Here is a 7,986-nt window from a genome sequence, read left to right on the forward strand (position 1 = left end):
CGCGACAACAAAGCGGTAGCCATCTCCACCACAGGCTATCTGTTCGGTCTTGGTCTGATCCTCTGGGGCGTGGTCTCGACCAACGGCGAGCATCCGGTAACCGGATTCTGGAGTCTGATCGGCGATCTCATCGCTACCTTTTTCTGGGGTCTGCTGGGCATCGCTCTGCTGGAGGTATCGCAATATCTCAACGACCACTACCTGTTGCCCCACTTCGACAACCATAAGGAACTGATCGAAGACCGCAATCTCGGCACCGGGGCGGTTGAGGGCGGCACCTTTATCGCCTCCGGCATCATTATCAAAACCGTGCTGAGCGGGCCCGGCTCGGGCTTCATCAGCGACATTATCGGCACCTTCTTTTACTTCGCCGTCGGCCAGGCCGCGTTTCTTATTTTCGGTCGCCTCTACCGGCGGGTCAGCCGTTTCGACCTGCACCACGAGATTGAACGGGATAATGCCGCCGCCGGAATCGCTTTCGGCCTCAGTATGATTGCCGTCGGCATTCTCCTGGCCGATTACATCGCCGCTTACGACTCGATTCCGGGGCTGCTCTGCTGGCTGCCGATAAGTTTTTTCTTCCTCGTCAGCGGCCGCTATATCGCCGACCGGCTGCTTCTGCCCGGGGTCAGCCTTGACGATGAAATCAGTCAGGACCAGAACTGGGGCGTGGCCATGATTGAAGGCGGCATCGCCATTATCATCGCCCTGGTGGTCGGGAGCCTGTTCTTCTCATGAAAAATGCACCGAAGTTACCCTATACCCTGGATGAAGCCCGGAAACAACATTTCGCCCGCCTTTACCTGCTCGACTACATGATCAGGGACGAGACCCCGATTTCCATTCTGTTGAATGAACACAACGAGGTGCTGGAACCGCTTTTCGATCAGTTGATGGCGCGTGAACTAATTGAAATCGACGAGCGGCAGAACTATTGCGTCACCCCTCAGGGACGGGCTCTGCATCAGAATTTTCTCCGCCATTACCGGGAAAACCTGGCGATCAACGATATTTTCTGCGCGGTCGACCTCGAAAACGGAGAGTTTGCCTTCAGCTTCTATAATGACTATCCGGAAGTCGCCGCCTGGGAAAATTTTCTTGCCCAGCCCCGCTGGGATGACCTGCGGATCGCCGTCACCGAATATCTGGAACAGGATCCGGTGGAACTGGTTTTCATGAGTTTCATCAACGAAGAAAGATTCGGCCGGGACCTGAACGGTAAATGGCAGTTTGAGCTCCTGCTGGGCTCGATCTGGGATGAAATCCTGGAAATCTGCAATCAGGCCATTCACTGGCCGGAGCTGGCCTACGAGGATGAACAGGGCAAAGTTGAAGCCGCGGCGGTAATTGAAGATATTATCGCGCAGGGCCGCGCCGTGCGCGAGAGGCTGTGAAGATCGACTCCGTCTTCACACCGTGACCCACACCTAATCCATGCCGTTTTTTCAACATTTTCTGCGCTGGCTGAAACAACACCGCCTGGCGCGACTGCGCCTGTTCCGGATCTTCTTACTCGCCGTCGGCCTGAATATCATGTTTGGCCTGCTTTTTTATCTGGCCGAGCATCGAATCCAGACCGGGCTTGGCCTGCTTGACGCCATCTGGTGGGCCATGGTCACCATGACCACGGTCGGCTACGGCGATTTCTATCCGCAAACCAATTGCGGTCGTTTCCTGATTGCCTATCCCTGCATGCTGGTCGGTATCGCGATAGTCGGCTACCTGCTGGGCATGGCGGCGGAACAGTTTTTTGAATACACTTCAAAGAAAAAGAGAGGATTTGTGCAAATCACCCGGGAAAATCACATCATCATCTGCAATTTCCCCAGCGCGGACAAGATCAGGCGCCTGACCAGCGAGCTCAGACTGCACCCGCTTTATGAAAAAACCTTCTTTGTTATCGTCAGCGACACAATCGACCGGCTGCCGGACAGCCTACCCGAAAATAATTTCGCCTTTGTTTACGGCAGTCCCACCTGTGAAACGACTCTACAGAAAGCCAATCTCAAGAACGCCGCGGGCGTTTTCATCCTGACCGGCGACCCCGCCGGCAGTGATGCCGACGCCATCACCTTTGCCATCGCGTCAATTATCGACCTGCTCCGCCGAGAACATCAATACCCATGCAAGGTCGTAGCCGAACTCAGCCACCGGGAAAAGCTTCCACTGCTGCGCAAGGCCCGGGTCGACGGCATCGTCACTCCGGAGGGTCTGACCGATTGCCTGCTGGCCCAGGAATTTCTCTATCCCGGCATTCATGAAATCATCACCCAGATCGTCAGCAACGAGATCGGCAGCCAGTTCTACATTCTCGCGACCCGGCTGGCCGGTCACCGGGTCGCCGACATTCAGGTAGCGGTACTGAAACATCCGGCCAACCTGCAGGTGATCGGCATCATCAAAAAAGGCCGGACCTTCCTTAATCCAGCCAAGGACAGCCGCATTGAACCTGGCGATAAACTGATCATCCTGGCCGAAAGCCGCCGCGATTTCAGCGCCATTGAAGACGACATTCTCAAAAACCGGGAAGCAGTTCAGCGTAGTTGATTCAGCCTGTATTGAGACATGAAAATCCGGAAAACCTGGGGACATGACCTGATTTCTACAGGAAATCGGGATCGTCTCCCCAGGCTTTCCGGATGGGCTGCATAGTTACAAACCGAAAATCTTAGAATTTTCAAATATACTCCCACCGCTCTTGACCGCGCTCAAAAATCCTCCTATATTTGAACCTGAAATTTCACCATCGCCATTTAACCCTGAATGATCGCAACCGGGAAAAAGGAATAAGGACCTCTCATGAAAAAGGTAATCATAACCAGCTCCCAGAAAGAAAATCTCGAAGGTTTTCTTAGACTTAACGGCTTCAGTGTTGAAGTTCTAAACGAGACCGTCTACCGAGTGGAACGCGGCGGCGAGCTGCCGGTCTTTATCAACCTTGAGGGCGGCCATCTCTACTTCGAGATTGATCTGGGCAATATCAGCAGCCTGGCCTCGGAAAAGCTTTACCACGACCTGCTCGATCTCAACACCGAAATCCTGCCGGTCGCCTTCGGCCTGAACCGGGCCAATCCCGATGATCCGCGCCTGGTTCTGGTGGAGAGCCGCGAAGCGGAAAATCTTGACGCCAATGAACTGCTCTCGGTTTTCACCACCCTGGAACTGGCCGTTGACCGGGCGGAAACCCTGCTGGCCGACTATCTCAATCCGCAGGTTCCCCAATAACCGCAAGTTTCAGAAAGCTTCATTGCCATACCCATTCGGCTTCCGGTTTAGCCGCCGGGATGGTAACCACTGATCTTTAGCGGACCGGCAAAAGAGCAGCGGCGGAAAGCAGGCATTTCCACCAGCAGTCAGGAATCGGGACAAATCAGACTTACAGCGCTTTCATTAACTCAGACAAGATCAGGATGCCGCATCATCCTGATACAGGAGAAGACAAGTCATGAGCATTTTTAACCGCATTTTCAAAATCGGACAGGCCGGATTCAATCAGGCCATAGACAAACTGGAAACCCCCGAGCTGATGCTTGATCAGGCTATCCGCGACAAGGAAAAACAGATCAAGGAAGCCAAACAGGCGGTACTGGCCTGTATCGCCACCGAAAAACAAGCCCAAGCCCTGCTTGACCGGGAAAAGCTGGAACAGGGCCATTGGGAAGCCAAGGCCGAAGCGGCTTTAAAAGCCGGGCGCGAAGATCTGGCCGTCAAGGCTTTGGCCCGCGCCGCCGAGCATGAGAAGAAAGCCGCAGCGATGGAACCCCACTGCCGGGAGCAGAGAACCCAGATCGAAAACTTGAAGCAGGATATCCACCGCATCGAGGATGAACTGGCCGAGTTCAAACGCAACCGGGATTTCATTATCGCTCAGAGTAAGGCGGCGGAAGTCAAAAAACAAATTTACCGGGCCAAGGCCAGAATCTCGGAAAAACATAATGCCGATGATCTCATGGCCCGGATGCGGGCCAAGGCGGAGCGCCGTGCTCACGAAGCCGAAGCCGCCCAGGAAATGGCCACCGACAGCGGCGACAACCTGGAAAAGGAATTTGCCGACCTGGGAAGCGCCGGCGCCGACCAGGCCGTCACCGGCAAGCTCGCCGCCCTCAAGGCCCGAATCGGCGCTTAAAATTCCAGGCCTGCAAGCAGAACCCGAAACCGGTGTTCTGGGCAGAAAACCTCGGGTTTTGCTTGCAGGCCTTATGATGAGGTTTTGCCATCTGCGCCCAAACCTCCTCCGACGGCGCCGGCGAACCTGAACTTATTTTATGGATTCAGAAATATGACCAACCCGCAAAGCTCACAGCAGGATGACCAGACCAGGTCGTTGTTCACCGCTACCCGAACCCGGATGGGCACGGAAATCATCGGTCAGGAGAAACTAATTGAACGTCTGCTGATTGCCCTGCTTGCCGACGGCCACCTGCTGGTCGAAGGGGCCCCGGGACTGGCCAAGACCCGAGCCGTCAAGGCCCTGGCCGACTGTATCGAGGGTGATTTTCAGCGCCTTCAGTTCACACCCGACCTGCTGCCCGCCGATCTGACCGGTACCGATATCTACCAGGCCGGCGACAACTCTTTCCGTTTTCAACCGGGCCCCCTCTTTCACAACCTGGTTCTGGCCGATGAAATCAACCGGGCTCCGGCGAAAGTCCAGTCGGCCCTGCTGGAAGCGATGTCGGAGCGTCAGATCAGTATCGGGAGCAAGACGCATCTTTTGCCTCGGCTGTTCATGGTCATGGCGACTCAGAATCCGATTGAACAGGAGGGTACCTACCCTCTGCCTGAAGCCCAGCTTGATCGTTTTCTGATGCAGGTACTGGTTGACTACCCTGACTACCGGAGCGAAAAGGTCATTCTCGAACTGGCCCGCCGCGAAGCCCTGGAGGAGCTTGAGGAAAAAACCCCGGCCGCGCCGATTCTTCCGCTGGACACCATTGTCCGGGCTCGCTGCGAAGTCCTGCAGGTCCATCTTGCAGACCCCTTGCGGGAATATCTGGTTCAGCTCGTCCTGGCGACCCGCGATCCGCGCGTCTGCGGAGAAAAAATCGGCCGCTGGCTCGAGTACGGCGCCAGCCCCCGGGCGACCATCGCCCTGGACCGCTGCGCCCGGGCCCAGGCCTGGCTCAGAGGGCAAGACTATGTGACCCCGGAAAACATTCAGGACGTCTGTCATGACATTCTGCGTCACCGTCTGCTCCTGACCTTTGAAGCCGAAGCCGAAGGCGTCAACAGTGATCAGGTTATCGATGAACTGCTGCGCCTGATTCCCGTGCCTTGAAGGATTTGAACAAGCCGGTAAAAAAATGCACCTGAGCCGAATCTTTCAGAAAAACTCACCGCCACCGATCAGCAACGGCATTACCTGCAGTCTGGAAGAGCTGTTGGAGCTACGCCACACGACCCGCCCTTTCTGGGTCAGCGGCGGGCGCCAGGCTCATTCACTGTTTGCCGGCAACACGCGTTCACGTTTTCGCGGCCGGGGCATGGACTATGAAGAATCGCGCATCTATACCCCGGGCGACGACATCCGCAACCTCGACTGGCGGGTCACCGCTCGCAGCGGCAAGGTCCACTGTAAACTGTTCACCGAGGAACGGGACCGCCCGGTAATCAACTTGGTCGATTTCAGCCCGTCCCTGTATTTCGGCACAAAAAACGCATTCAAATCGGTGGTCGCCGCTCGCCTGGCGGCCACCGTCGCCTGGAGCGCGGTTTTAAATCATGACCGGATCGGAGGCCTCATTCAGACCCCGGAAACCAGCTTTGATCTACGCCCCCGGCCCGGCCGCAAGGGCGTACTGGCCCTGATTCACGCCCTCGTCAAGGCCAGCCGCCCTCCCGACCAGGCCGGCACCTTCGTACTGGAGACCATTCTTCATCAGGCCCAGCAAAGTATCCGGCCCGGCAGCCGCGTTTTCCTGATCAGTGATTTCTATGGTTTGAATGCGAGTTGTGAACGCAGTCTCAGCCAGCTGCGCCGCCATAACGACCTGGTGCTCTGCCAGGTCATCGACCCTCTGGAAATGAGCCCGCCGGCGGCCGGTTTCTATTCCATCAGCGACGGCAATCGACAGGCTGTTCTCGATACCGGTTCGGCGGCAGTACGCCATGACTACCAGATGACTTTTGCGCGGCGCCGGGAAAAGCTCATGCGCCTGGCCGCCAATCTCAGAAGCCCCGTTCTGCAGATCGTCTCCGATGATGACCTGACCGCAAGCCTGAGACGGGGACTGCAACCCGGATCAGGAAACAAAAAATCATGAATCCAGACCCTTCTCAAGCCCTTGCCGAGCTGCGGGATATTCTTTTGCCGCCCCGACCGGGCTGGTGGCCGCCGGCACCGGGCTGGTGGCTACTCAGCCTGTTGATTTTAGGCCTGAGCCTTCTGTTGTTGACCTGGATGCGCAGGCGGCGCGAGAACCGACCGGTCCGTCTAGCCCTGCAGGAGCTGGCCGCTCTGAAGCTTAAGCCTGACAACCCCGACGAGCACCGACGGCTCTACCAGGATTTTTCCGCCCTGCTTCGACGCTTCTGCCTGGTTTTTTTTGCCGACCGCAACCCGGCCGGACTCTGCGGCCAGGCCTGGCTCAATTTTCTTCAGGAACATGCCCCCCTTGTAAAAAGGCCGCTGTTGCTTCAGGAACTGGCGGTTTTACTTGAAGCTCCCTATGCCCGCCATGACTTTAATGGCGATCCGGAACTTACCGCCCGCGCCCTGAAAATCTGGTTCGAGGGACAACGTCGGGGACTTTTCAGGCAGCCCCGCCGAAAACCGCTTACGGAAGGCCGCCAAACATGATTGAGTTTGCCTGGTTAGCGGCCTTTGCCGCCCTGCCCCTGCCTGGATTAATCTACCTGCTCCTGCCTCGGGCCCGGCTGAGTTCGGGACCGGCCCTGTGGGTACCGTTTTTTACGGAGCTTGCCGAGCTGGAACACGACCACAAGCTGAGCGGCAACCGCGGGACCAGGCTGCTGGCCCTGCTTGCCTGGCTGCTGCTGGTGGGCGCCGCCGCCCGGCCGCAGTGGATCGGAGAACCCGTCGCCCTGCCGGTCAGCGGCCGGGATTTGCTGTTTGCGGTTGATATCTCGGGCAGCATGAAAGCCCAGGACATGACCATCAATCAACAGGCCGTTGATCGCCTGACCATGATCAAAAAAATAGCTGGAGACTTTATTGAACGCCGCCGGGGGGACCGCATCGGCCTGATCCTCTTCGGCAGCCGGGCCTACCTACAGGCGCCTCTCTCGCTTGACCGCGAGACCGTCAACCAGCTTTTGCGGGAAGCGCAAATCGGCATCGCCGGCGAGAAAACCGCGATCGGCGATGCCTTGGGCCTGGCCGTCAAACGCCTGAGGGAAAGACCGGGACAAAAAAAGGTGCTGCTGCTTCTGACCGACGGCGCCAATACCGCCGGTAGTATCGAGCCCCTGAAAGCCGCCGAACTCGCCCAAACGGAGAACCTGGTGATCTACACCATCGGAATCGGGGCCGAACGCCTGGTGGTTGACAGCTTTTTCGGCCGCCGGGTTGTAAATCCCTCAGCCGAACTCGATGAAAAAACCCTGACCAAAATCGCCGAGCTTACCGGCGGCCGTTATTTCCGGGCCCGGGAAAGTCGGGAGCTTGAAGAAATTTACGCGCTTCTGGACCAGCTCGAACCGGTGGTCGGCGATGATCCGGCCCTGCGTCCACTACAGGAATTGTTCTTCTGGCCCCTGGGCGTGTCCTTAGGGCTGAGTTTTCTTATTTTACTGAAAAAGAACCAATGAACTTTGCCGATTTTCATTTTTTGCGCCCCTGGTGGCTGCTGGGCCTTCCCCTTGGCCTGTTTCTGCTGCAACGGAAACTGAGACAAGGTCAGGGCAGAAATCAATGGCTGCAGGTCTGCGACCGCCATCTGCTGGACCGACTTCTGGTAGGAGAAAATCCCAAAGGCCTGAAAAGGCGACTCAGCGGCCTGCTCCTGATGCTGCTGCTGGCCGTTC

The 7,986-nt window shown here is 57.0% G+C and carries 10 protein-coding genes; all 10 read left to right on the forward strand.

Features of this window, described 5'->3' with window-relative positions; translation table 11 throughout:
• Positions 1–738, forward strand: a 738-nt coding sequence (locus ENN66_01430) for a DUF350 domain-containing protein (GenBank protein HDS15285.1), incomplete at its 5' end; no start/stop codon positions are given.
• Positions 735–1,394 (forward strand): hypothetical protein, encoded by a 660-nt coding sequence (locus tag ENN66_01435; GenBank protein HDS15286.1) that lies wholly within the window; start codon positions 735–737, stop codon positions 1,392–1,394. The genes ENN66_01430 and ENN66_01435, both read left to right, overlap by 4 nt.
• 40 nt (positions 1,395–1,434) lie before the next feature.
• Positions 1,435–2,547, forward strand: coding sequence for a potassium channel protein (locus tag ENN66_01440; protein HDS15287.1), 1,113 nt, complete (start codon positions 1,435–1,437; stop codon positions 2,545–2,547).
• Between the two features lie 252 nt (positions 2,548–2,799).
• Entirely contained in the window at positions 2,800–3,225 is a 426-nt protein-coding gene (locus tag ENN66_01445) for a hypothetical protein (protein ID HDS15288.1), read from the forward strand.
• Between the two features lie 220 nt (positions 3,226–3,445).
• On the forward strand, positions 3,446–4,126 hold the full coding sequence (locus tag ENN66_01450) for a PspA/IM30 family protein (protein ID HDS15289.1): 681 nt from the start codon (positions 3,446–3,448) through the stop codon (positions 4,124–4,126).
• 153 nt (positions 4,127–4,279) lie between these two features.
• A complete protein-coding gene (locus ENN66_01455) occupies positions 4,280–5,278 on the forward strand; it encodes a MoxR family ATPase (GenBank protein HDS15290.1) in 999 nt (332 codons plus the stop codon).
• A gap of 25 nt (positions 5,279–5,303) precedes the next feature.
• On the forward strand, positions 5,304–6,263 hold the full coding sequence (locus ENN66_01460; protein HDS15291.1) for a DUF58 domain-containing protein: 960 nt from the start codon (positions 5,304–5,306) through the stop codon (positions 6,261–6,263).
• Positions 6,260–6,799 (forward strand): DUF4381 domain-containing protein, encoded by a 540-nt coding sequence (locus ENN66_01465; protein HDS15292.1) that lies wholly within the window; start codon positions 6,260–6,262, stop codon positions 6,797–6,799. The genes ENN66_01460 and ENN66_01465 overlap by 4 nt, the downstream gene beginning before the upstream one ends.
• The gene (locus ENN66_01470; protein HDS15293.1) at positions 6,796–7,770 is read left to right on the forward strand and encodes a VWA domain-containing protein; all 975 of its coding nucleotides are present in this window, start codon (positions 6,796–6,798) and stop codon (positions 7,768–7,770) included. Before ENN66_01465 ends, ENN66_01470 begins: the two co-directional genes overlap by 4 nt.
• A partial coding sequence (locus ENN66_01475; GenBank protein HDS15294.1) for a hypothetical protein occupies positions 7,767–7,986 on the forward strand: 220 nt, incomplete at its 3' end. The genes ENN66_01470 and ENN66_01475, both read left to right, overlap by 4 nt.

The sequence above is a fragment of the Pseudomonadota bacterium genome (assembly GCA_011049115.1).
Taxonomy (GTDB): domain Bacteria; phylum Desulfobacterota; class Anaeroferrophillalia; order Anaeroferrophillales; family Tharpellaceae; genus DSCM01.